Annotated in this window: 17 protein-coding genes; 11 read left to right on the top strand and 6 right to left on the bottom strand. The window is 71.8% G+C overall.

Translation table 11 applies throughout. The features are described 5' to 3' along the window. Positions 1 to 149: 149 nt before the first annotated feature. Positions 150 to 1,667: an alpha/beta hydrolase gene (locus ACIBM5_RS28925; RefSeq protein ID WP_396009451.1), complete on the bottom strand. Its 1,518-nt coding sequence runs from the start codon at positions 1,665 to 1,667 to the stop codon at positions 150 to 152. A gap of 634 nt (positions 1,668 to 2,301) precedes the next feature. Here ACIBM5_RS28925 and ACIBM5_RS28920 point away from each other — a divergent pair. Together ACIBM5_RS28920 and ACIBM5_RS28915 are read left to right on the top strand one after the other, a co-directional pair. After that, positions 2,302 to 2,808, top strand: a complete 507-nt coding sequence (locus tag ACIBM5_RS28920) for a hypothetical protein (RefSeq protein WP_396009450.1) — start codon at positions 2,302 to 2,304, stop codon at positions 2,806 to 2,808. Positions 2,809 to 3,130: 322 nt separating this feature from the next. Beyond that, positions 3,131 to 3,817, top strand: coding sequence for a cytidylate kinase family protein (locus ACIBM5_RS28915; RefSeq protein WP_396009449.1), 687 nt, complete (start codon positions 3,131 to 3,133; stop codon positions 3,815 to 3,817). A gap of 323 nt (positions 3,818 to 4,140) precedes the next feature. Here the strand turns inward: ACIBM5_RS28915 and ACIBM5_RS28910 are convergent, their stop codons facing one another. Then, complete coding sequence (locus ACIBM5_RS28910) at positions 4,141 to 4,773, bottom strand: TetR/AcrR family transcriptional regulator (RefSeq protein ID WP_396009448.1); 633 nt, start codon at positions 4,771 to 4,773, stop codon at positions 4,141 to 4,143. A 95-nt stretch (positions 4,774 to 4,868) separates the two neighbouring features. Between ACIBM5_RS28910 and ACIBM5_RS28905 the strand changes: the two genes are divergently transcribed. Genes ACIBM5_RS28905 through ACIBM5_RS28895 form a run of 3 tightly spaced genes read left to right on the top strand, consistent with a single transcriptional unit; the run spans position 4,869 to position 9,243 of the window. Next, entirely contained in the window at positions 4,869 to 6,293 is a 1,425-nt protein-coding gene (locus ACIBM5_RS28905; protein WP_396009447.1) for a purine-cytosine permease family protein, read from the top strand. Beyond that, on the top strand, positions 6,290 to 8,140 hold the full coding sequence (locus tag ACIBM5_RS28900) for an amidohydrolase (RefSeq protein ID WP_396009446.1): 1,851 nt from the start codon (positions 6,290 to 6,292) through the stop codon (positions 8,138 to 8,140). The genes ACIBM5_RS28905 and ACIBM5_RS28900 overlap by 4 nt, the downstream gene beginning before the upstream one ends. Then, complete coding sequence (locus ACIBM5_RS28895) at positions 8,137 to 9,243, top strand: C45 family autoproteolytic acyltransferase/hydolase (protein ID WP_396009445.1); 1,107 nt, start codon at positions 8,137 to 8,139, stop codon at positions 9,241 to 9,243. Before ACIBM5_RS28900 ends, ACIBM5_RS28895 begins: the two co-directional genes overlap by 4 nt. Before the next feature lie 500 nt (positions 9,244 to 9,743). Here ACIBM5_RS28895 and ACIBM5_RS28890 read toward each other — a convergent pair whose 3' ends face one another. Beyond that, the gene (locus ACIBM5_RS28890) at positions 9,744 to 11,168 is read right to left on the bottom strand and encodes a N,N-dimethylformamidase beta subunit family domain-containing protein (protein ID WP_396009444.1); all 1,425 of its coding nucleotides are present in this window, start codon (positions 11,166 to 11,168) and stop codon (positions 9,744 to 9,746) included. 504 nt (positions 11,169 to 11,672) lie between these two features. Between ACIBM5_RS28890 and ACIBM5_RS28885 the strand changes: the two genes are divergently transcribed. Genes ACIBM5_RS28885 through ACIBM5_RS28875 form a run of 3 tightly spaced genes read left to right on the top strand, consistent with a single transcriptional unit; the run spans position 11,673 to position 15,175 of the window. Continuing rightward, entirely contained in the window at positions 11,673 to 12,899 is a 1,227-nt protein-coding gene (locus ACIBM5_RS28885; RefSeq protein ID WP_396009443.1) for an argininosuccinate synthase-related protein, read from the top strand. A gap of 27 nt (positions 12,900 to 12,926) precedes the next feature. Further along, the gene (gene egtA / locus ACIBM5_RS28880) at positions 12,927 to 14,261 is read left to right on the top strand and encodes an ergothioneine biosynthesis glutamate--cysteine ligase EgtA (RefSeq protein WP_396009442.1); all 1,335 of its coding nucleotides are present in this window, start codon (positions 12,927 to 12,929) and stop codon (positions 14,259 to 14,261) included. Then, a complete protein-coding gene (locus tag ACIBM5_RS28875) occupies positions 14,249 to 15,175 on the top strand; it encodes a nitrilase-related carbon-nitrogen hydrolase (protein WP_396009440.1) in 927 nt (308 codons plus the stop codon). The genes egtA and ACIBM5_RS28875 overlap by 13 nt, the downstream gene beginning before the upstream one ends. 322 nt (positions 15,176 to 15,497) lie before the next feature. Here ACIBM5_RS28875 and ACIBM5_RS28870 read toward each other — a convergent pair whose 3' ends face one another. After that, positions 15,498 to 16,421 carry an RNA polymerase sigma-70 factor gene (locus ACIBM5_RS28870; RefSeq protein ID WP_396009439.1) on the bottom strand — a complete coding sequence of 308 codons (924 nt, stop codon included), beginning with the start codon at positions 16,419 to 16,421 and terminating at the stop codon, positions 15,498 to 15,500. A gap of 208 nt (positions 16,422 to 16,629) precedes the next feature. After that, entirely contained in the window at positions 16,630 to 17,103 is a 474-nt protein-coding gene (locus ACIBM5_RS28865; protein WP_396009438.1) for a carboxymuconolactone decarboxylase family protein, read from the bottom strand. A gap of 420 nt (positions 17,104 to 17,523) precedes the next feature. On the opposite strand from ACIBM5_RS28865, the gene ACIBM5_RS28860 reads away from it, so the two are divergent. The 3 genes from ACIBM5_RS28860 to ACIBM5_RS28850 all read left to right on the top strand — a co-directional run bounded on the left by ACIBM5_RS28860 (position 17,524) and on the right by ACIBM5_RS28850 (position 20,501). Then, positions 17,524 to 18,465: a DUF1838 family protein gene (locus ACIBM5_RS28860; protein WP_396009437.1), complete on the top strand. Its 942-nt coding sequence runs from the start codon at positions 17,524 to 17,526 to the stop codon at positions 18,463 to 18,465. A gap of 244 nt (positions 18,466 to 18,709) precedes the next feature. Beyond that, the gene (locus tag ACIBM5_RS28855; RefSeq protein ID WP_391584637.1) at positions 18,710 to 19,681 is read left to right on the top strand and encodes an ATP-binding cassette domain-containing protein; all 972 of its coding nucleotides are present in this window, start codon (positions 18,710 to 18,712) and stop codon (positions 19,679 to 19,681) included. Positions 19,682 to 19,688: 7 nt separating this feature from the next. Further along, positions 19,689 to 20,501: an ABC transporter permease subunit gene (locus ACIBM5_RS28850; RefSeq protein WP_396009436.1), complete on the top strand. Its 813-nt coding sequence runs from the start codon at positions 19,689 to 19,691 to the stop codon at positions 20,499 to 20,501. Between the two features lie 128 nt (positions 20,502 to 20,629). Here the strand turns inward: ACIBM5_RS28850 and ACIBM5_RS28845 are convergent, their stop codons facing one another. Then, positions 20,630 to 21,799, bottom strand: coding sequence for a phosphatidylglycerol lysyltransferase domain-containing protein (locus ACIBM5_RS28845; RefSeq protein WP_396009435.1), 1,170 nt, complete (start codon positions 21,797 to 21,799; stop codon positions 20,630 to 20,632). Positions 21,800 to 21,820 lie beyond the last annotated feature (21 nt).

The following is a 21,820-nucleotide window of genomic DNA, read 5'->3' as shown; positions in this document are numbered from 1 at the left end:
GGCCGGCCGGGTGGGCGGCATGTACGGGCCACCGGCGCCCGGGCAGACGGCCGTACGAGCCACCGCCCGCCAGGGCAGGCGAGCACGTGCGGCCGGCCGGGTGGGCGGCGCGTACGGCCACCACCCACCCGCCCGGGTTCTGCCGGTGCTCAGCGCGGCTGTGCCGGGGACACCGAGGCCACCCGCCGGTCGTCGGGCCCGGCCTGACAGGTCACGTCGCGGGCCGGGAGCCGGCCGGTGACCAGGTAGGCGGTGGTCGCCTCGTCGGCGCACCGATTGCCGGAGTAGGTGTACACGCCGTGACCCTCGCCCCCGTCGACGGTGATCATGCGCGAGCCCTCGAGCGCGCGGTGCATCGACCGGGCCGCGACGAGCGGGGTCTGCGAGTCCCATTCGTTCTGCACGATGAGCGTGGGCACCCGGTTGTCCACGACGGTGAGCGGCTCGCGGGGTGCGTTCCAGAACGCGCAGGGTGTGATGCCCGACGTGTGGTCGCCGTAGAGCGGGTAGCGGATCGTGTCGAGCGCGGATTCCACCCGGTAGCGCCAGGGGTCGCTCGGCCACCGAACGTCGCCGCAGACCACCGACCACGTCCCGGATATGTCGGGCCCGTCCACGGACGTCCCGGGCAGTTCGGGGGTCGGCTCACCGGCTGCGGCCTGCTTCAGGATCACCACCCACTTCGCCGCTTCGGCGACGGTGGCGAACATGGGCCGGTAGTTGTCCCGTATCCGTGCGCCGTCCAGGGGGGTGGTGCCGACGACGATCGGCTCACGGTCCGCACGGGCGACCAGATCCCGGAAGGTCGCGGTGACCCGGGCCGGGGTGTCGCCGAGGTGATAGGTGTCGGAGCGTTCGGCGGTCCACTGCGCCCACCGCCGGAAATTGGCCTCGCCTTCCGAGCCCCAGATGCGGAACATCTCGCGCCACATCCGGTCGGGGTCGACCGCGCTGTCGAGCACGAAGCGGTCGGCACGGGAGGGAAACAGTTGTGTGTAGACCGCGCCGAGGGCGGTGCCGTAGGACACGCCCAGGTAGGAGATCCTCCGCTCGCCCAGCACCGTCCGGATCACGTCCATGTCCCGGGCCGTGTTGCGGGTGGTGATGTACGGGAGCAGATCACCCGCACGCGCACGGCACTTGTCCGCGACCGTGCGGGCCCAAGCGACGTTCGAGTCGAACGTGCGGTAGGGGCGCAGAAGGGTCCCTTCCTCGCGGGTGAGGCCGCACCGGACGGGAGTGCTGCGGCCGATGCCGCGCGGGTCGAAGCCGATGCGGTCGTAGCGGTCCTTCACCGGTTGCGGCAGGGTGGCGTCCATCTCCCAGGGCAGGCCGAGCCCGGGGCCGCCGGGACCGCCGGGGTTGAGCAGCAGGACACCGTGTCGCTCGGCCGGATTCGCCGCCTTGATCCGGGAGATCGCCACGTCGATGGCGCGACCGGTCGGATTGCGGTAGTCCAGCGGCACCCGGACGGTGGCGCACTCGAAGGAGGCGGGCGTATCCGCGCCGCAGCGCTGCCAGTTCGGGTGTTGTCGCGCGTAGGCACCGAGGTCGCCCGACTGGTCGGCCGGGACCGGGGCCGCGCCCGCGGTCCCGGCGGCGAGGGTGGGCGTGAGGCCGGCGATGACGGCAACGGCGAGCAGCGGGGCGAGCCGACGCCTGCGCAACCTTCCGAATCTCGACCGAATACCCGGCGCGGCAAGGGAGTTCGTGGAATCACGTCGAACGCGAGATTGTTCCTGTGATCGCATGCCAGGGAGGCTACGAACCCGGAACGGGACCCACCTCATCCGCGGGCACGAGGGACTCGGGTACCGGGCCGCAGACCGAAACGCGCCGCACATCCCCCGCCGGGAGCAGGACTTCGGTACCGGAACATGGCCGGCAACCGGCACCTGCGATCGAGGGCCACGGTCGACCGGAGGATCGACGCCCGCGCCGCCGAACCCCTGACATCATGACGCCCGACCCATGCCCAACCGAGACCGCCGAGCCGTCCATACACCCCACGCAACCCCACCGACACGAGCCACCGCGCAACACCCCAACTACCGCGGCCTGCACGCAATATGACCCGGCGACCCGCCCAAGGACGCAACGCGGTCAAACTTCCGCCCCCCATGCGCCCCGCACCCGCACACCCCCGCTCCCCCACACACCACCGGACCGCTCGCGCGCACGACCTACTGCGGACGTTCGGCCGAGACGGTCACCCGACGCCGCCGGGGCAGGCGTTCGCCGAGACGGCCGGATCGCTTTGACCTGTAGTGGCCTTCGTCGCTCAACTCGCATACTGGTCCGATGAGTCCGATCTCCGCACACCATCGGTTTCGGGATCCACGGAGCACGAAGTACGACTTCCTCACGTCCGTTCTCGTGCGCTGCCCCACCTGCGACAAGGCCGCGCACGTCGTACCGGGGCCGGAGCTGGTCGGAGTGCTCGATCCGGACCTCTTTTCGCCAAGACGTCTGGTCTGCCGGAACTGCGGGACTGCGATGAAGCGGGGCCCCGGATCCGTGGCCTTGCACCGGGATCCGAACGAACCGGCGACCGACCCCTATTTCGGCGTCCGCCTGTGGCTGCAGACCGAAACCCGGCACGGGTGGATATGGGCCTACGACCTGGAACACCTGGACCTGATCAAACGATTCGTGCAGGCGTCGCTGCGCGAGGGGATTCCCTGGCGCGATCACGGCCGGAAGATGACCGTAGTGGCCCGCCTGCCTGCTTGGATGCAGCAGACCAGGAACCGCGAGGAGGTGCTGCGGGCCATCGCACGCATCCACGCCTCACTGCTCCGGAGCTGACCCAGGAACACTGATTCGCCGAGAAGTTGCCCACTCTTGGCCTGTCCATCGGGGACGCGCTACCCGCCCAGCGCGGCAAGCTCCGCGAGCACCTCGAGCTGTAGGTGCACTGCGGCCAGGCCCGGGCGAACACCTACTTCGCCGGACCTGGTCGCCCTGCATATGTGCCGCATGCCGCTGGAGATCTGGCGTCGTGAAGCCCTGAGGACCGCATCGCATAGCCGACCGTCGCGGAACCCGAGGCCCCGAGGCGTCCTCGTCGAACGCGAGCGGGTCACCGCAGCCCGACGTGCTACACACAAATACCGCGAGAGAGGCGGCCATGGACCAAGGCACCCGAAGCGAGCTTGTCGGCCGGCTGGCCGAGGCGGTGGGGTCCGTCACAACCGCGCATCCACTGCGGGTGGCCATCGATGGGCCGCCCGCCGCCGGCAAGACCACGTTGGCCGACGAACTCGCCATCGTCCTGCGCGCGGCGGGTCGTGACGTCATCCGCGCGACCATCGACGACTTTCTCTTCCCCCGTGCACAGCGCTACCGACGCGGCCAGTACTCGGCCGAAGGCTGCTACTTCGACGCCCACGACCGCGCCGCGCTGTGTCGGGTTCTGCTCGACCCGCTGGGACCGGGCGGAGACCGCAGGTTTCGACACGAGGTCTACGACAGCGATACCGACACCCCACTGTCACCGCCGGCTATGACGGCCCCCGCTGACGCCGTACTGCTCTTCGACGGCGTGTTCCTCCTGCGCCCGGAACTCATCGACCGGTGGGATCTGCGCATCTTCGTGTCCGTCCCCTTCGAGAAGACGGTAGACCGCGCCCGGAACCGAGGCATGGCGCCGGCCGGATCCACCGCTGACGCCACCGAAATCGACCGGTCCTGGCACAACCGCTATATCCCATCCCAACGGCTCTACTTCGCCGACGCCCAACCGATCGACCACGCCGACGTCATCGTCTACAACGACGATCTCCAGCGGCCGGCCTGGGAAGTCCGACGGAACTGATCGATACACAGGATTCGCCAATTGCTCCCGCCGCCCTGGTACAGCAGCCGCGCTACGGATGCGTCGCGGACCGACGCTGGAGTTCCAGTGGGTCCTCGACCGAACCGAGTGCTTACCACTGACTGCTGTACCGATGTTCCCCACGGCCCGCACCGAATCCGCACCCACGCCCCGCCGCACTCCGCCCGCTCGAGCGCACCCCACCCGCACGCCGCCGACCACCTGCCGTCGCCCACGCACTCCCGCCGCCGCCCCCGCCTCCCCATGCGTCGCCCGCCCGCCCGGCCGGGCGTCGGACGCCCGCGCGTCGCCGGCGCGTGACCTCACGCCCGGGCGCGCAGCGTGCCGCCCGGCAGCCGCAGCAGCCGTTCGGCCGTTGCGATGGCCATGTCGTGCAGGGCCGGGTGGTCGAACGGGGTGTCGTCGTTGCTGTACGCGCCGAGGCCGTCCACGTTGACCAGGATGTGCAGGGCGACCGCGAGCGGATCGTCCGTGGTGAACTCACCCGCACGTACGCCCTCGTCGACGAGCGCGGTGAGGGCGTCGCGGGTGAGTTCCTCCTGGCCTCGGACCGCCGCGCGCAGGCCGGGTTTGAACCGGCTGACGTGGCGTGCGTTGAGCCACAGCCGGCCGAGGTCGACGTACTCGCCGTCGGTCAGGCGCGTCAGGAAGCGGGCGAGTCGATCGATGGGGGCGAGCCCGGCCTCCGCATCCGGGAGCAGCGACGCGCGTTCCTTGGTCGCGGCGTGGGTGAAGGCCTCGCTCACCAGGTCGTCGGCGGCCGGGAAATAGTGGCCGATGAGTCCGGGGCGCACACCGAGTTCGTCGGCGACGCGTCGGAGCGTGATGCGTTCGAGTCCCTCTTCGAGGGCGATCCGCGCGGCGGTGTGCACGATCTCGGCACGGCGTTCCTCGGGCATCTTGCGAACCCGCGGCGCCGGGGGGCTTGACGTCATACCGACCACCCTATTGGATGTGTGGCCAATACCCCATTGGCCAAGAGACCAATAGCAGTGGTTGCTAGTGGTGTGACCCCGAGAGGTCTCGACGTATGAACCACGCACTCCCCGCCCCGGCGCCCGACACATACGCCGGCAACCAGGCGGGCCGCCCGGAGACCCGGGGCATCGACCAGGTCCCCGAGGCCGAGCGCCACGGGCGACCGCGCGAACTCTTCGCCATCTGGGCCGCCCCGAACGTCAGCTACCTGAGCTTCGTCGTGGGCGCGGCGTTGATCCTGATGGGACTCTCGCCGGCCCAGGCCATCGGGGTCACGCTGGTCGGCAATCTGTTGTGGATCTGTACGGGCGTCATCGCCGTGAGCGGCCCGGCCGCCGGCACGAGCGGATCGGTCGTCTCCCGCGCCATGTACGGCGTGCTGGGCAACCGGGTCGTCCTGGTCCTCACCGGATGGCTCATCGCATCCGCCTACCTGGCCCTGAACTGGTCGGCCGCCTCCGTCGCGGGCATCGGCCTCGCCAAGCGGCTCGGCCTCCCCGACAACGCCGCGGTCGAGGCCGTGATCGTCTGCGCGATCGCCGGCGGCACCCTGCTCATCGCGATCTTCGGCCACGCCACGATCGTGCGCCTGTACGCCGCGCTCAGCGCCTTCCTCACCCTGGTCTTCGTCGTCGTGACCGGCTACGTGCTCGCCAACACCGACTGGTCCTACGCCCCCGCCGAACCGCTGCGCGGAACCGCCCTGTTCGCCACCCTCACCGCGGGCTTCACCATCGTCGCCTCCTCCCCCCTGTCCTACAGCAACAGCCCGGACCTGGCCCGCTACCTCCCGCGCGACAGCAACCCCCTCGCGATCGCCGGCTGGACGGCCCTGGGCGCATACCTGCCCAGCGTCGTCTTCACGAGCGTCGGCGTCCTCGCGGCCACCACCCTGGACATGAGCGACCCGCAACGCGCCCTGGAGAGCATCCTCCCGGGCTGGTTCATCCCCCTGTTCGTCATCGCGGTCGTCGCCAACACCATGGCGAACAACGGCATGACCGCCTACAGCGCCGGTCTCTCCATCCAGTCCGTCGGCGTCCGCCTCGCCCGGATCCCGGCCGTCGTCATCATCGGCGTCCTGGGCACGACCATGACGCTCTTCGCGACCCTGGTCTTCGACTTCCTCACGAGCGTCAACACGATGCTCGAACTCGTGGTGGTCGTCACCGGTCCGGCCATGGCGGTCGCCGTGACCGACCTGCTCCTGCGCCGCAACCGCTACGACGGATCCGCCCTTCTCGCGGCACGACGCGACGGCCCGTTCGGGTACCGCGGCGGCGTGCACGTGGCCGGCGTCCTCGCCATCACCGTCGGCGGCCTCACCGCCGCGATGTGCGTGACCACGAGCTTTTGGACCGGCCCCCTGGCCACGGTCACGGGCGACCTCGACCTGGCCATCCCGGGCGGGATGCTCACCGCCGCGGCGATCTACTGGGGCGTGGCCCGCGCCATGCGATCGATCCCGCGCGCATGACCCGCACCCCCGCCGCACGCGACGCACGCGACGCCCGAGCCATCCGCGTCACCGCCGGGTCCGGGCCGGCCGCGAACGCCCCGATCACCACCCCCATACCGGTCCCGACCCCGACCCCGAAAGCGAACCACCCCGTGCACGCCGACGTCATTGTGCTCGCCCGACACGTCGAACACCTCCACCCCGATCCCGATCCGAAGACGGGCACACACCCGGCCCCGGCCCCGCTCTCGGACAGGGACACGTGGGGCCACACGACGGATGCGACCGCCGGGTCGTCCCCCTCGAACGCGGTCGCGATCCACGACGGCCGCATTCTCGCCGTCGGCGACGCCGCGACCATCGCACCGCTTCGCGGCCCCGCCACGAGCGTGTACGAGTTCCCGGAGGCCACCATCCTGCCGGGCCTGGTCGACGTACACGCCCACCCGGTCTGGGGGTCGATCTCGATCGGGAGCGGCGTCGACCTGTCCGGCGCCGCCACCCTCGACGAGGTATGCCGACTCCTCGCGCCGGCCGCGGGCACGCACCCCGAGGACGCGTGGATCACGGGATACGACCTCGACGTGAACGCGTTCCCCGGCGAGCCGACCGGCGCCGTGCTCGGGGAGCGTTTCCCCGGACGCGCCGTCTCGCTGATGACCCGCGACGCACACGCGCTCGTCGTGAGCCCCCGCGTCGTGGAACTCGTCGGCCTCACCGGGCGCGAGACTTTCACCGACGCCTCCTCGATCGAGGTCGGCCCGGACGGCCGCCCCACCGGATACGTGGTCGAACTCCAGGCAATGGACCTGGTGTTCGCGCACTACCCCGACGTACCCGTGCCCACCGCCGCCGCGTACGTGCGGCGCGAACTCGAACGGCTGGCCCGCGGCGGCCTCACCGGCCTGCACGCCCTGGACTTCGCCGACCCCTCCGAGGCCGTCTACCGACACCTCGAACAACACGGCGAGTTGCCGGTGCGCATCCGCTGCTCGCCCCTGGTGGCGGCCGACTCGGGCCCGGACGCGTGGCAGCACGTCGCCGATCTCCAGGGCCTGTGCGGTCGGCGCTGGCACGTCGAGGGGGTGAAGTTCATGCTCGACGGGACCGCGGACAACGGCACGGCCTGGTTCGAACGCCCGGACACGCACGGCGAGAACTGCGAACCGCTGTGGCGCGACGTGGACGCCTACCGCACCGCGATGCGGTTCTTCGTCGAGCGCGGCATTCCCACCGCCACCCACGCGATCGGCGACCGGGCCGTGCGCTTCGCGCTCGACGTCATCGAGGAGATCGGACCGGTCCCCCGAGCCCCGCATCGCATCGAACACGTCGAGTCCATCCCCGACGACCTCCTCGGCCGCTTCGCCGAACTCGGCGTCGTGGCAAGCCTGCAACCCGCGCACGCCACCCGACACACCCGCGGCGACGGCACCGACAACTGGTCGCGGCGCATCGGACCCGACCGCGCCGCGCACGGCTGGCGCACCCGCGACCTCGTGGACCACCACGCCGTCGTGGCACTCGGCTCCGACTGGCCCATCGGCCCGGGAGATCCGCGCGTGGGGCTCGCCGACTGCCAACTGCGCCGCCCCGTCGACGAACCGGGCACCATGCCGGTACAGCCGGAGCAGGCGCTCACGGCACGCGAGGCGTACGCGGGCATGACGCTCGCCGCCGCCCACGCCGCCGGCGCCTCGCACCGACTCGGCCGCATCGCCCCGGGGTACCTCGCCGACCTCACCGTCCTGGCCGCGAACCCGCTCGACCTCACCCCCGAGGCCCAGGCCCGCAATCCCGTGTTCGCCACGGTCGTCGACGGCGACGTCCTGCTGCACCCCCACCTCCCCGAGGACCGCCCGTGACCGCCGCACCGAGCCCCCACCCCGAACCCCGAACCCGCCTGCACATCACCACCGCCGGCGACCCCCGCACCCGCGGCATCGCCCGCGGGCAGGCACTGCGCGCGGGCATCCACGGGACAATCGAGACCTACGACCGGCTCTTCGCGCTCGGCGGCATCACCCCCGAGCTGGTCCACGACCACGCCGACCGCGCCCTGAACACGATCGACGCCTTCCGCCCCGGCGCCCGCGCCGAGATCGAGGGCATCGCCGCCGGCGCACACGTGCCGACGTGGCACATCGCGGCCCTGAACGCCCGCACCGAGATCCTCGCCCACAGCACGACCGTGCCGCCGGGCGAATGCACCACCGTGGTACGCCGGTTCGACCGCGCAGTGGCCCCCGCCGCGCCCACGTTCGGCATCCAGACCTGGGACTGGCATGTCGAACTCGCCGACCACTGGCACACGTTCGCAGCGCGCGGCGGCCGGCACGACGTGGTCGGGCTGACCGAACACGGCATCCTCGGCAAGATCGGCATCAACAGCGCCGGCCTCGCCTTGCACTTCAACATCCTGGGCCACGTGCGCGACGGGGTCGGCGGCATCCCCATGCACGTATTGGCGGCGATCGTCCTCGAAGAGGCCGCCGACGTCACCGAGGCACTGGAGATCGTCCGCAGCGCCCCGATCGCCTCCTCCGGATCGTTCGCGCTGTTCGATCCGTCACGTGCCGTCCTCCTGGACCTGAGCCCCGCGGGCGTCTTCGAGATCGAACCCGAGAACGGCGTCCTGCTGCGCACCAACCACTTCCTCACCCCGATACCCGCGGCGAACGAGAAGACCTGGCTCTACCAGCCCGACTCGACCGAGCGCCGCGACTTCGTCCAGGCCCGCCTCGCCCGCCGCGGCGCACCGAACACGCCCGACGAACTGGTGGACCTGCTGGTCACCGGGGCGGGCGAACCACCCGTGACCTGCGTCGCCGATCCGGACAAACCGCTCGGCCGGCGTTGGGCCACGCTCGCCACCGTCATCCTCGAACCCGCCACCCGTACCGCGACCATCCTCGACGGCACCCCCGCCGACGCCGCCTCCGGAACCTGGCGCAGCCTCACGGCGTGACGCCTCGGGGCGCCGCGAGGGTCACCCGAACGACCGCGGACCCGGCCGCCCACGGCCGGGTCCGCGTCGTCACACCTGTGGCGCCGCCGTCGAGGACCGCTGGAGCGGGGTCGATCACGGTGTCGACGGTCGGCGGACCGCCGCACCCGCGCCCGCCGAGGGCACGTCCAGGTGTGCCGGCGGTCGACCCGATGGCGCCAGGTGTGCCGGTGCAGCACCTGGCGTCGGGCCCGCTCGCCGAGCGCGGTGCGCAGCGGTTCGTCGGCGAGGCCACGCATCCACGCGGTCACGCGGTCACGCGGTCACGCGTTCACGCGGTCACGCGGTCACGCGGTCACGCGGTCACGCGGTCACGCGGTCACGCGGTCATGTGTAGCCATGCAGCCGGCGCGACGCGGTCGCGGGCGTCTCCCCGGTCGGCGGGGACCACCCTCTCCCGGCCCCGCGCCTTCCGCACGATGCGCGACGCGTGCCGCGCGACGCGTGCCGCGCCCCCTGTTTCAGGACAACGTCCTGATCACGTTCTCGGTGACGACCCGCACCCGCCGATCCAGCGGAAGCACGCGTGGCCAGTCGACCGTGGCGGCGGTGAAGACCGTGCCGCCGCGGGTGTACAGGCCCAGGGTCGCCGCCCGCACGCCACCGCCGCCGTCCTCCCGTACGGCGTGGTACCAGCCGGCGGCCGGGTCCGTGGGGAGTTCGGCGACGCCCAGGATCGTGAAGTCGACCGGCGCGCCGTCCTCGCCGGTGGCCACGGCCGTTCCCCGCGCGTCGCGGCGCAGCGCGGCGCCGTCGCATTCGTAGCCGACCAGGGCGTGTTCGGCGCCGAGGAGGTCGCCGTCCCGCAGCCCGGTGCCGGCGAAGAGCGGGTGGTGGGCGTGTTGCACGGTGAAGCCCAGCGGCGTTCGCGGGCCGAGCCAGTGGCCGCCGCCGTTGCGGTAGCTGACGCCGATCAGGCTGTTCTCCGGTTCGCTCTCCCACCAGTGGTCGGGGGCACCGCGCAGCCCGTCGGGATCCGCGCCGAGCACGGCGCCCGGTGGGAACTTGGTGCACGCCAGGGCCGTGCCGTCCTCGGCGACCGTGACGCGCCACCAGCAGGTGTTCGCGCCGAAGACGGCGATGTTGCCGCCGCGGTCGCGGAAGGCGGTGACGTGTCGGCGGGTGGGGGCGCTCCAGTACTCGTCGTGGCCGGCGGAGAGCAACAGCCGGTATCCGTCCAGGATTTCCGGCGTGGTGTGCAGGTCCAGGTCGGTGCAGTAGTCGATCGTGTGGCCGTTCGCCTCCAGCCATGCGATGAAGGGCGCGTCCCAGTGCGCGAACGTCTGGCGCGGGGTGCGCGGGTCATGGGCGTCCGGCCGGCCCTTGACCGGCCCGCCGATGCCGCCGCCGGGGCGGCGCAGGTCGACGATCCTGGTGCCGCCGGGCGGCGGCGTCGCCCGGTGGTGGATCGAGCGGTACAGGCAGCCGCCGCCGCTCTCGTTGTAGGCGTGGTAGGTGAAGATCGGCACCTTGTAGAGGATGCGGGCGGCGGGCACCCGGGGCGTGACCACGAACAACATCCGCCCCGCGCGTGCGTCCACCGCCTCGGCGCTCTTCGGGGCCGGTTCCGGCGGCCCGTCGGCGTCCGCGCGCAGGATGGCCAGGTACACCCCGGAGGGCCAGTCCGCGGGCACCGGGAAGTCGTGGCCGGGCCAGTCCCAGTCCTCGTCGTGCCGGCGAGCGGGCGCATGGCTGCCGTCCGCCTCCAGGGCGGCCATGTGACGCAGCGTGACACCGCATCGGTACACATCCACCCGGAAGCGACGGGCGCGGGTGGACACGTGCAGCCGAAGGGTGTCCCCGGCGCGGACGCCGGGCCGGGCGGGATAGCCGTCGACGGCCGGTGCGGCCGTCCTGGCGGCGGTGTCATGGTGCGGATCGGGCATGGGGCGGCTCCGCGGGGCGCTCGAACGACGATCGGCCCGGGTCGGCCGGGTGACCAGGGCTGCCTATCAGGATTCGCGTGCCCCATGCCATGCCGAGCGCGGAATCCGGCCACCGGGCGGACCGCGGCGGCCGTCCCGGCGGGAGAGCGGGGCGCGCCGACCGCACGCGACCCGCCGTCGCCTGCCGTCGCTTGTCGTCACCGGAAACGAACGGGGCTGCGCCACCGAGGAGTTGCCGGGCGAGCCACGGGGGCCCCAGGCGCACCGAACCCGCGTTCCGCCGCCCCGCGCAGCCGGCCGTACGCACCGCCTCGACCCCGACCACCCGCCGGCCGCGCACACTCCGCCGAGAACCCGCACACGATCATCGTTTCGACAACCGATCGGATGGCCGATCCCATCGGGCGTTGTTACGCTTTCCAGGCGTCGTTCGACGTATCCCCCAGCCCTTTGCCGCGCGCCTGCCGTGGTCGTGCCGAGGTGTGCGGACGAGGAGGGAATCTCATGCGCCCTGCACAGCTCATTCGCTCCTTCGAGCAGATCACCACCGACCGGCTCGGCTCGGACCGACCCGTGGTCACCCTCTTCAGCGGCGGATTGGACAGCAGTTACCTGCTGTACCGGCTCCGCCGCGGCGGCTTTCGCGAGATCCACGCCGTCAGCATCGACCTGGGCGAGGACGAGAGCAGCGCGGCGAAGCATGCCATCACCGACCGCCTCGGGGTGCGGCTGCACATTCTCGACGGACGGCAGGCATTCGCCGAGGAGTTCGTGCGTCCCGCGATCACCGCGCAGGCCGTGTACCTGGACACCCACCCGGTCAGTTCCACGCTCAGTCGCCCGCTGATCGCACGACTGGCCGTGCGGACGGCCCGCGAGTTGGGTGCCTGCGCGGTGCTGCACACGGCCAACCGCTCGCAGAACACGCTGCGCCGGCTCAACGGGGCGCTCGCCCTGCTCGGCTTCGACGGGTGGTACGGCAGCCCGTACGACCTGGAACCGGTCGATCGGGAGCGAAAGATCCGCGAACTCAAGGAAATCGGTCTGGACGAGTTGAGCGATCGCGTGGTCAGCGGCGACTCCAACCTGTGGTGTCGCGAGTTCGAGTCGGGAATCCTGGACGACCCCGAAGAGCACTGCGTGCCCGAGCACATGTACCGGTGGAGCGCGATCCGCGACACGGGCGACAACGAGCGCATCGAGATCGGATTCGTCCACGGGGTGCCCCGGTCGGTCGACGGCGTGGAGATGCCGATGGTGGAGTTGATCGCCGCGCTCAATCGTCGGGTCGGTGCCTTCGGCATCGGCCGCTATGCCGGTCTCGAACACCTCGACGACGGCGAGAAGGTCCTGGAGATCCGCGAGATGCCCGCCGCCTGCCTGCTGTTGCGCTCCTATCGGCAGGTGGAGTCGGCGACCCTGGCGGCGGAGACCATCCGCGAGAAGATGCACCTGGAGCAACTGTGGGTGCGGGAAGCGCTGGAGGGCCGCTGGTTCGGTGAACTGCGGGGCGCGGTCCAGTCGTTCATGGACTCCTGCGCGGAGCACACGACCGGTTCCGTCGAGTGGGCGCTGCGCGTCGGTGCGGCCGACACCCGTGGCGTGCACGCGGGTCGACCCACCTACGTGCGCGATCGCGAAGCGTGGGAGAAGGAGTCGATCCGGGCCGAGAGCAGTGCGTACACGTGCGGCTACACGTGTACCCGAGGCGCCGCGTACAGCGGGGTTTGAGCCGCCGCCGATCGGAGGGACCCGCCCATGCTGCACACGACCGTTCCCCCCGCGCACGCCCCCGTCGACGTGGCCGCCTGCCTCCGTCACGCGCGCTCCGCATGCCTGCGCAGCGGCCCACCGCGGCTGGTCGGGGTCGAATTGGAATGGCTCGTCCAGGACGTCCGCGATCCCGCGCTGCCCGTCGACGAGGCCCGCCTGGCGGGGGTGCTCGAAGCGTGCGCCCCCGGGCTGAGGCTGCCGCTGGGCACGGCCGTCAGCCGTGAGCCCGGCGGCCAGGTGGAGCTCGGCTCGCAGCCCGCCGACTCGCTGACCGCGTGTGTACGGAATGTGCGCGAGGACCTGCGAACGGTACGCGCCGCACTGGCGTCGGTCGGCTACCGCACGGCCGGGTACGGCGTCGATCCCTGGCGCGAGCCCGCCCGCACCCTGGTGCACCTGCCGCGCTACACCGCCATGGAGCGCCTGTTCGACCGTTGCCATCCCTGGGGCCGGTTCATGATGGGCGCCTCGGCCTCGGTACAGGTGTGCGTGGACGCCGGCACCGAGGACCCCGGTCCGTTCGGCCGGCGCCGGCGGTGGCGCCTGGCGCACCTGCTCGGACCGGTGCTGGTCGCCGCCTTCGCCAACTCCCCGATGTTCGAGGGGCGCCCCACGGGCTGGCGGTCCACGCGCCAGGCCATCTGGGCCCGGCTGGATCCCGGCCGCACGCTCGCGCCGCTCCCGGGCCCCGGCACGGACCTGCGCGACGCATGGGCACGCTACGCCCTCGACGCCTCCGTGATGTGCGTGCGCGCCCACGACGAGGACCCGTGGGTCATGCCCGTGGACCTCACGTTCCGCCGGTGGATCGAGGACGCGGGCCGGAACACGGTCGGCCGCCCGCCGACGCTGGAGGACTTCGAGTACCACCTCGGCACGCTGTTTCCTCCCGTACGTCCCCAGGGATACCTGGAACTGCGCATGATCGACGCCCAACCCGGCGACGACGGCTGGCTCGTGCCGCTCGCGGTGGTGGCCGCGCTCTTCGAGGACCCGGTGGCCGGCCGGGCCGCCGAGCGCGCACTCGCCCTGCTCGACGCCCCTCCGGGACCCCCGCCGCGCAACGGGCTGTGGCGGCGCGCCGCACGCCGGGGAATGGCCGACCGGCCCCTCCGACACGCCGCGCAGTCCTGCCTCACCGCCGCCTCGGCCGCGCTCGGCCGCCGGGGATCTCCGGAACTGCAGGACCTGGTCGACGAGTTCACCGACCGCTACGTCGCCCGGGGCCGATGCCCGGCCGATGATCTGCTCGACGCGAGCGAACCGGCCCGCGCCCGGCACACGCCCCGTCCGGAAGGAGCACCGACATGGCCGGCGTGACCGCCGCCGTCGTCCAGATCGGCGGGTACCTGTTCGACACCCCCCGCACCCTGGCCAAGGCACACGACGTCATCGCCGAGGCGGCCCAGCGCGGCGCGCGCGTCGTCGTGCTCCCGGAGGCATACCTCGGCGGCTACCCCAAGGGCCTGACGTTCGGCGTCACGGTCGGCGCCCGAACCACCCCCGGCCGCGAGGAGTTCCGCCGCTACTTCGAATCGGCCGTCACCGTCCCCGGCCCCGAGACCGACGCCCTGGCCGCGCTCGCCCAGGACCTGGGCATCCATCTCGTGGTCGGCGCGATCGAGCGCTGCGGCGGCACGCTCTACTGCGTCGCGTTGTTCCTCGGGCCCGGCGGATTCCTCGGCAAGCACCGCAAACTGATGCCGACCGCGGGGGAGCGGCTGATCTGGGGCATGGGCGACGGCTCGACGATGCCGGTGATCGACACCGGCAACGGGCGGGTGGCGGCTGCCATCTGCTGGGAGAACTACATGCCGCTGTTCCGCACCGCGATGTACGCCAAGGGCGTCGACCTCTGGTGTGCGCCCTCCGTCGACGACCGCGAGAGCTGGCAGGTGACGATGCGTCACATCGCGGTGGAGGGACGCTGCTTCGTTCTGTGCGCCAACCAGTACCTGGTCCGGGCCGACCTGCCGTCCGACGTCCACCCCGTGCAGGGCGAGGATCCGGGCACGGTCCTCATCGACGGCGGCAGCGTGATCGTATCGCCGCTCGGCGAGGTGCTCGCCGGCCCGCTGCGCGGCGGCGAGGGCATCCTCACCGCCGAACTCGATCTGGACGACCTCGCGCGCGCCCGCTTCGACCTGGACACGACCGGCCACTACGCCCGCCCCGACGTCTTCACCCTCGTCGTCGACGACCGCCCCAAGCCCGGCGTGGGCCCTCCGCCGTAGCCGGCGGCCGGGCACGCGGGCGACGACCCACGACGGCGAACGGGCGGCCCCGACGAAATCGGGGTCGCCTTCGACGTCGCCCCGGCCGCGTCGGTTGCCCGCACAGGGGCGACCGACGGCCCTGTCCGTCGGCACGCCGCCGGTCGGCAACGCCGCCGAGTGCGGGCGCCCGCGCCCGCCGCCCGATCGCGGGACGACTCGGTCGGGACCGGGGTGAGCCGGGGCAATCGCACCCGGTCCCCCGCCGGTTCGACCGGCTTCGAGGCTGTCGGTCGACCGACCCGCCTGCGCCCGTACACCACTTGCGCCGCAGTCCGGGAGGTCAGCGCATTCGTCGGCGGGCCTGCCTCAGTTCGCGGTCGACGGCCCAGGCGTCGCCGACCGGCCCGAGATGGCCGAGCTTGTCGGGGTTGCTCACCCCGTGGATGCTCTGGACCCGCCCGTCGAGCACTTCGAGGACCAGGGTCTGCAGGATCCTGCCGTCCCGATCGCGCAGGATCGCGCCGGGGCGGTCGTTGATCTCGTGCGGCTCCAGGGTCACCTCGATCCGGAGCAGCCACGGGAAGACCCTGCCCAGCAGCCGGGCCACGTTCTCCGCGCCCAGGACCGTCCTGGCCAGCTGCGGGGCCCTGCCGCCGCCGTCCCCGACCAACTGCACGTCGGCGGCCAACAGATTTCGGAGCCCGTCCACGTCGCCGTTCTTCAGCGCGTCGAAGAACCGGGCCGCCAGTTCCTGCCGCTCCCGACGGTCCGCTTCGAACCGTGGCCGCCCGGCCTGCATGTGCCGCCGCGCCCGCACCAGCAGCTGGCGGCATGCCGATTCCGAACGCCCCACCGCCGAGGCGACGTCCTCGAACCCGAAGGCGAACACCTCCCGCAGCACGAACACCGCCCGCTCCAGCGGACTGAGCCGCTCCAGCAGCAGGAGCGCCGCCATGGACACCGAGTCGGCCAACTCCACCGACCGTGCCGGATCCTGATACGGATCGTTCAGCAGCGGCTCGGGAAACCACGGCCCGGCGTATTCCTCGCGCCGGACGCGGGCCGAGCGCAACACGTCGATCGAGATCCGGGTCACCACGGCCGACAGGAACGCCTTGGTCGAAGTGGGCCGCGTCGGCGAACCGTCGAAGCGCAGCCACGTCTCCTGCACCGCGTCCTCGGCCTCGCTCACGCTGCCCAGGATCCGGTAGGCGATCGAGAACAGCAGCGGCCGCAGCTCCTCGAAGTCCTCGACTTTGCTCACGCCGACTTCCCTTCCCCGCAGCCCTCTCGCCCGGTCGTACGCGCCGACGCGGGCGGGTTGTCGTTCTCGGCCGGTCCGCCGGCAGTTCACCTTGGGGTCCGTCTTCGATCCCGCGTCGGGCTCCGAGACGCGGGATCGAAGACAGACCCTAGTGCCGCGCCCGGTGATCCGCGCCCGATCCCGGGCTCGTTGCCCGCGCGGGTGACGGTCAGTGGAACTGCCCGACCTCGTAGTCGCCGGCCGGCTGCCGGGTGATGACGTTCAGCCGGTTCACCATGTTCATGAAGGAAACCATGATCACCAGGGCGATCAGCTGCTCCTCGTCGTAGTGCTTGGCGGCAGCCGCCCACACCTCGTCGGTGACCCCGCCGGCCCCGTCCGCGACCCGGGTTCCCTGCTCCGCCAGTTCCAGTGCGGCCCGCTCGGCCTCGGTGAACACCGTCGCCTCCCGCCACGCCGCCACCAGGTTCAGCCGTACCGCACTCTCGCCGGCCGCGCCGGCGTCCTTGGTGTGCATGTCGATGCAGACGGCGCAGCCGTTGATCTGACTCACCCTCAGTGCCACCAGTTCCTGCGTCGCGGCCGGCAGCGGCGAGTCCTTGATGGCCTTGCCCGCCGACATGAGGTACTTGAAGACCTTGCTGTCGGTGGCGCCGCCGAAGAAGTTCAGTCGCGCGTCCATGATGTGCTCCCTCGTGGTCGTCGATGGCTACACCCCCTGAGACGAGGCAGCCGAACCTCCTGTGACACGGACCGATGTGACCCACATCTCCCACCCCGGCACCGGGCCCGGAGAGCTGTGCCGGGACGCGTACTTCCCGGATCACGCGGTCGGCCAGGGTCCGGCGATCCTGCTCGGCTGTGCGAGCGCACCGAGGCGGTGCAACCCGTCGAGCCCGGTCTCGGTCGACCGACGCAGCCGCCGCCCCGGTTCGGGGTCGGCGAAGACGCCGGCGGCCCACCGGTCGCCCCGGGTCGCTGCGGTTCGCCGGCGTAGGCTGCCGGGAGTGCGGCGGACCGGACCCCGGGGCGGCCAGGACCGGAGTTCGGCCGACGAACCGATGTGGGTGGACATATCGAGACGAACGGACGGACACCGCGGATGGATTCCGGCAAGACATCGCCCGAGGCCCTGATCGCATCGCTCGACGACGCGAACGCCCGGCTCTTCGTACGGCTGCTCGGCCGCCCCGACGGCCACGACATGCTCTACCGCATCAGCGGAAAGGTGCACAACCACGTACCCGGCGACGTGCACGGCAAGGTCTTCCCGCACGGTGGCGTGCTGTTCGGTGTCGAGGGCTACAACATCCGCCGGCTGATCAACCCGCCGGGCACCGAAGACCTGCACATGGTCTCCCGCGAAATCGTCTTCTACACCGACCCGAAGGACGGCACCGTCCTGACCGAGTGGACGAATCCGCTGGACGGCCGCACCCGTCCCCTGCCGCCGATCGCCAACGACCGTGTGCAGCTGTCGTATCGCATCCGTGCGGGCGCCCTGTACGCGCTGTTCGGACCCGCCGAGGTGCCGTTGGCCGGCTCCGTGGCCCCGCAGCGAGTCGGGCGCAACCTGGTGTGGACCCTGGACGTGCCTCCCGTATACCGCCTCGCCGACCGCTACGGCATCGACGACGACTTCGGCCTCGCGAACTCGACCTACACGTCATGGGAGTTGTTCGACTTCCTCGTGCACGAGGACGACGCCCGCGCCCACTCCGGTGCCGACGCCGACGCCCCGAAGGGAGCGCTGCCCGTCACCAACTGCTGGAGCCGGATCTGCCCGTACGTGCCGGCGATGGGCATCGCGGAGAGCGAGACGCCGGGCAACCTCGTCTACCACGCACGCGCCTGGACGCTGGACGGCTTCGACGCGCTCGAACCGTGGCTGGCCGACCTCGTACGCACCCACCATCCGCTGTACACGAGCGCCCCCGAAGCCCCGGGCACCGGACCCAACACCACCACCTGGACCGCGTTCCACGCCGGCGAACTGGCCCCCCGCGGCCTCACCTGGCGCGAATGGCGCGACACGACCCACTGAGCCGCCCACCCGCTCCCCACACCTGTACCGGGGTGCTCGGCGCGCGTGCGCGTACCGGTCGGGCGCCGCACCCGTCCGGCGCCGGGGCGCAGCGTCGTCCGCGCGCCTCGAACACCGACGAGACGCCGGCCGGGCCCGCGCGGGTCCGACGTCGACACGTTCACCCGTCTCCCCCGGTACGGGTGCGGGCTCCTTCGACCCGGGCCATCATGAAGACCGCCCGAGGAGAAGGCGGCATATATCCATGATTGTTGCGGAAGGCCTCACCAAGAGGTACGGCGCGAAGACGGCTGTCGACGACATCAGCTTCGAGGTTCACCCCGGTCGGGTCACCGGGTTCCTCGGCCCCAACGGCGCGGGCAAGTCCACCACCATGCGGATGATCCTGGGCCTGGACCGGCCCAGCGCCGGCCGGGTGACGGTGGACGGTCGGGCCTACCGGGACCTGGCCGCACCGATGCTGGAGGTCGGGGCGCTCATCGACGCCAAGGCGCTGCACGGCGGCCGAACCGCCCGGGACCACTTGGTGGTGCTGGCCAAGTCGAACGGCATTCCCCTCTCCCGAGTGGACGAGGTCCTGGACACGGTCGGCCTCGCCTCGGTCGCCGGGAAGCGCTCGGGCGGTTTCTCCCTGGGCATGGGTCAGCGCCTGGGCATTGCCGGCGCACTGCTCGGCGACCCCCGGGTGTTGCTCTTCGACGAGCCCGTGAACGGGCTCGACCCCGAGGGGATCCTGTGGATCCGGAACCTGATGAAGCGACTCGCCGGCGAGGGCCGCACCGTCTTCGTCTCCTCGCACCTGATGAACGAGATGGCCGTCACCGCCGACCACCTGCTGGTCATCGGCCGCGGAAGAATCCTCGCCGACACGGGCGTGGCACAGTTCATCGCGGAGAACTCGATCAGCCACGTGAAGGTGCGCTCGCCGCAGGCGGACCGGCTCGCCGAACTCGCGGCGGACGCGGGCTGGCGGGTGAACCGGGACCCGGCGGGCGCGCTGCTGATCCAGGACGTGAGTACCGATCGGGTCGGCGACCTCGCCGGGCACAACGGGGTGTTCCTGCACGAGCTGGCGAAGGTCGAGGCCTCGCTCGAGGAGGCGTTCATGCGGCTCACCGCCGACAGCGTCGAATACCACACCGGCGGCACGCCCTCGGAGCCCGCCGTGGCGGTCCCGGGCTGGGGTCCGCCGACCACCGCCGACCGGATCGGATGAGGCCGCCATGACGACGACCGCGCCCACCGCTTTCGCGCACGCCCCGCGGCTGACCTTCGCCCGGATCCTGGACTCCGAATGGGCCAAGATCAAAACCGTACGCTCGACCCTGTGGACCCTGCTCGCCCTGTTCGCGGTGAGCGTCCTGATCAGCTGGGGCATCGCCGCCCTGGCGGCGGGCGACGTGGCCAAGGACGTGGCCGAGGGGCAGAAGAACGACGCTCCCGACCTGCTCACCGTGGGCGTCGCCTTCGGCCAGATCGCCGCCCTGGTGCTCGGGGTGATGTCGATGACGGCCGAGTACTCGACCGGCATGATCCGGACCAGTCTGACCGCGGTGCCCTGGCGCGCCTCGATGCTCGCCGCCAAGGCCCTGGTACTGGCCCTCGTCCTGTTCGTGGTCGGGGCGGTGACCGGGTTCTGCTGCTACTTCCTGGCCGATCTGATGCTCGACGCCAAGCACGTCGGTGTCGGCCTCGGCGAACCCGGCGTACTCCGCTCGTTGATCGGCACGGGGCTGTATCTGGCCGTCCTGGGCCTGTTCGGCATGGCGCTCGGCGTCCTGCTGCGGCACACCGCCGGCGCCATCACCCTGGGCATCGCGCTGATCTTCGTGGTCGGCGGCGTGGTGGGCCTGATCCCCGGCAGGACCGGCGACTGGATCGCCAAGCTGATGCCCGCCAACGCCGGCGGACAGGTCATGTCGGTCCGAGCCGCGGACAAGATGCTGCAACCGTGGACGGGCTTCGCGGTCTTCGTCGCCGAGACCCTGGTCCTGCTGCTCCTGGGCGCGCTGCTGCTGGAGAAGCGCGACGCCTGACCCCGCCGGCGACGCGGCGTACGGGCGGGCCGCCGCACCCGCGGCCCGCCCGTACGCCGGAGTGCGAGTACCTCGTCGCCCGGCCCCGGGCCGCCCCGATCCGGCGAACGTGCCGCACGACCGGCCGATCACAACACTCGGGTGGCCCGCAGGAGGCGCCATACCGCTGCCACGCGGACCCGGTCCTGGAAGGCCACGTACTCCGGTTCGCACACGTGCGGGGCCCACTTGAGCTTGAAGGCCTCCTGCGTCCTCGCCGGGTAGAGTTCGCGCCCGCGCTTGGCCCCCTGCCGGATCGCCCACCCGAGCAGTGCGGAGGCGCAGGGCTGTTCGTGCTCGTCCGCCAGCCCGACGAAGGGGGCGAGTCCGAGGTGGAGCCAGCCCGCGCCCTCCTCGGTGAAGCGGCCCAACGCCGTGAGGGTGATCAGTTCGTGGGTGCCGACGGGGGCCTGCGGGCAGCGTCGCGACAGGTCGCACAACCACCCCGGCCGGCTTCCCCAGGCCGGTGCGTAGGTGATGTAGGCGACGACCTCCCCGCGGTGTCGGGCCAGGAACGTACGGCGCAGCGTCCGGCCGATGCCGCCGTGTTCGCCGACCATGAACGACAGTTGCCGCACGAGGCGTCCCTTGTCGCGCAACCACTGCCGGTCGATGCGATCCAGGGTGGGTCGATCCGGCAGGCCCTCGTCCGCCACCTCGGTGACGGTGACGCCTTCCCGCCGGGCCCGGGAGACGTTCTGGCGGACCTTGGCCAGGGGTTTGCCGCGCAGCGTGAAGCGGGACAGGTCGATGCCGTAGGAGACACCGAGCTGGTTGACCGCGAAACCGCGGTCGGCGTAGAGCGGGACGTCGTGCGAACGCAGCTGGACCGCGGTCAGTGCCTTCCGCCGGCCGGGACCGCGGTCCAGCGCGTGCAGGTACTCGTCGAGCAGCGGCCCTCGGTCCGCGGGCGCCGCGAAGGGACCGGCGAACTGGAGGTGGTGACGCTCCCCCGGCAGAAACGCGACGAGTCCGCGCACGCCGCTGCCGTAGTAGTGCCGGGTCCGGGCGTTGACCGCCAGGAACGCGCTCGGGTGGTCGGCGTAGGCGCGCAACATCCCGATCGGATCCTGTTCGCCCGACATCGGGACGGCGGCCTCCGTCGCCGCCCCCGCGCGACCGGTGGTGGCCCCGGGGCGGCTCTCGCCGGTCGCGCCGCCCTGCGTCGGCAGCACGCCGTCGCGGCCGTCGCTGCCCGTACCCTTTCCGCGGCGCCCGTCGATCCGGACGGAAGACGGCTCTTCTGTGCCGAAGGTCATGGCTTCCCTAAGCTGAGACGG

The organism is Embleya sp. NPDC050493 (genome assembly GCF_044458105.1).
In the GTDB taxonomy this organism is placed as follows: domain Bacteria; phylum Actinomycetota; class Actinomycetes; order Streptomycetales; family Streptomycetaceae; genus Embleya.
The sequence above is the reverse complement of the archived record's forward strand: the minus strand, read 5'-3'. Positions and strand labels throughout refer to the sequence as shown.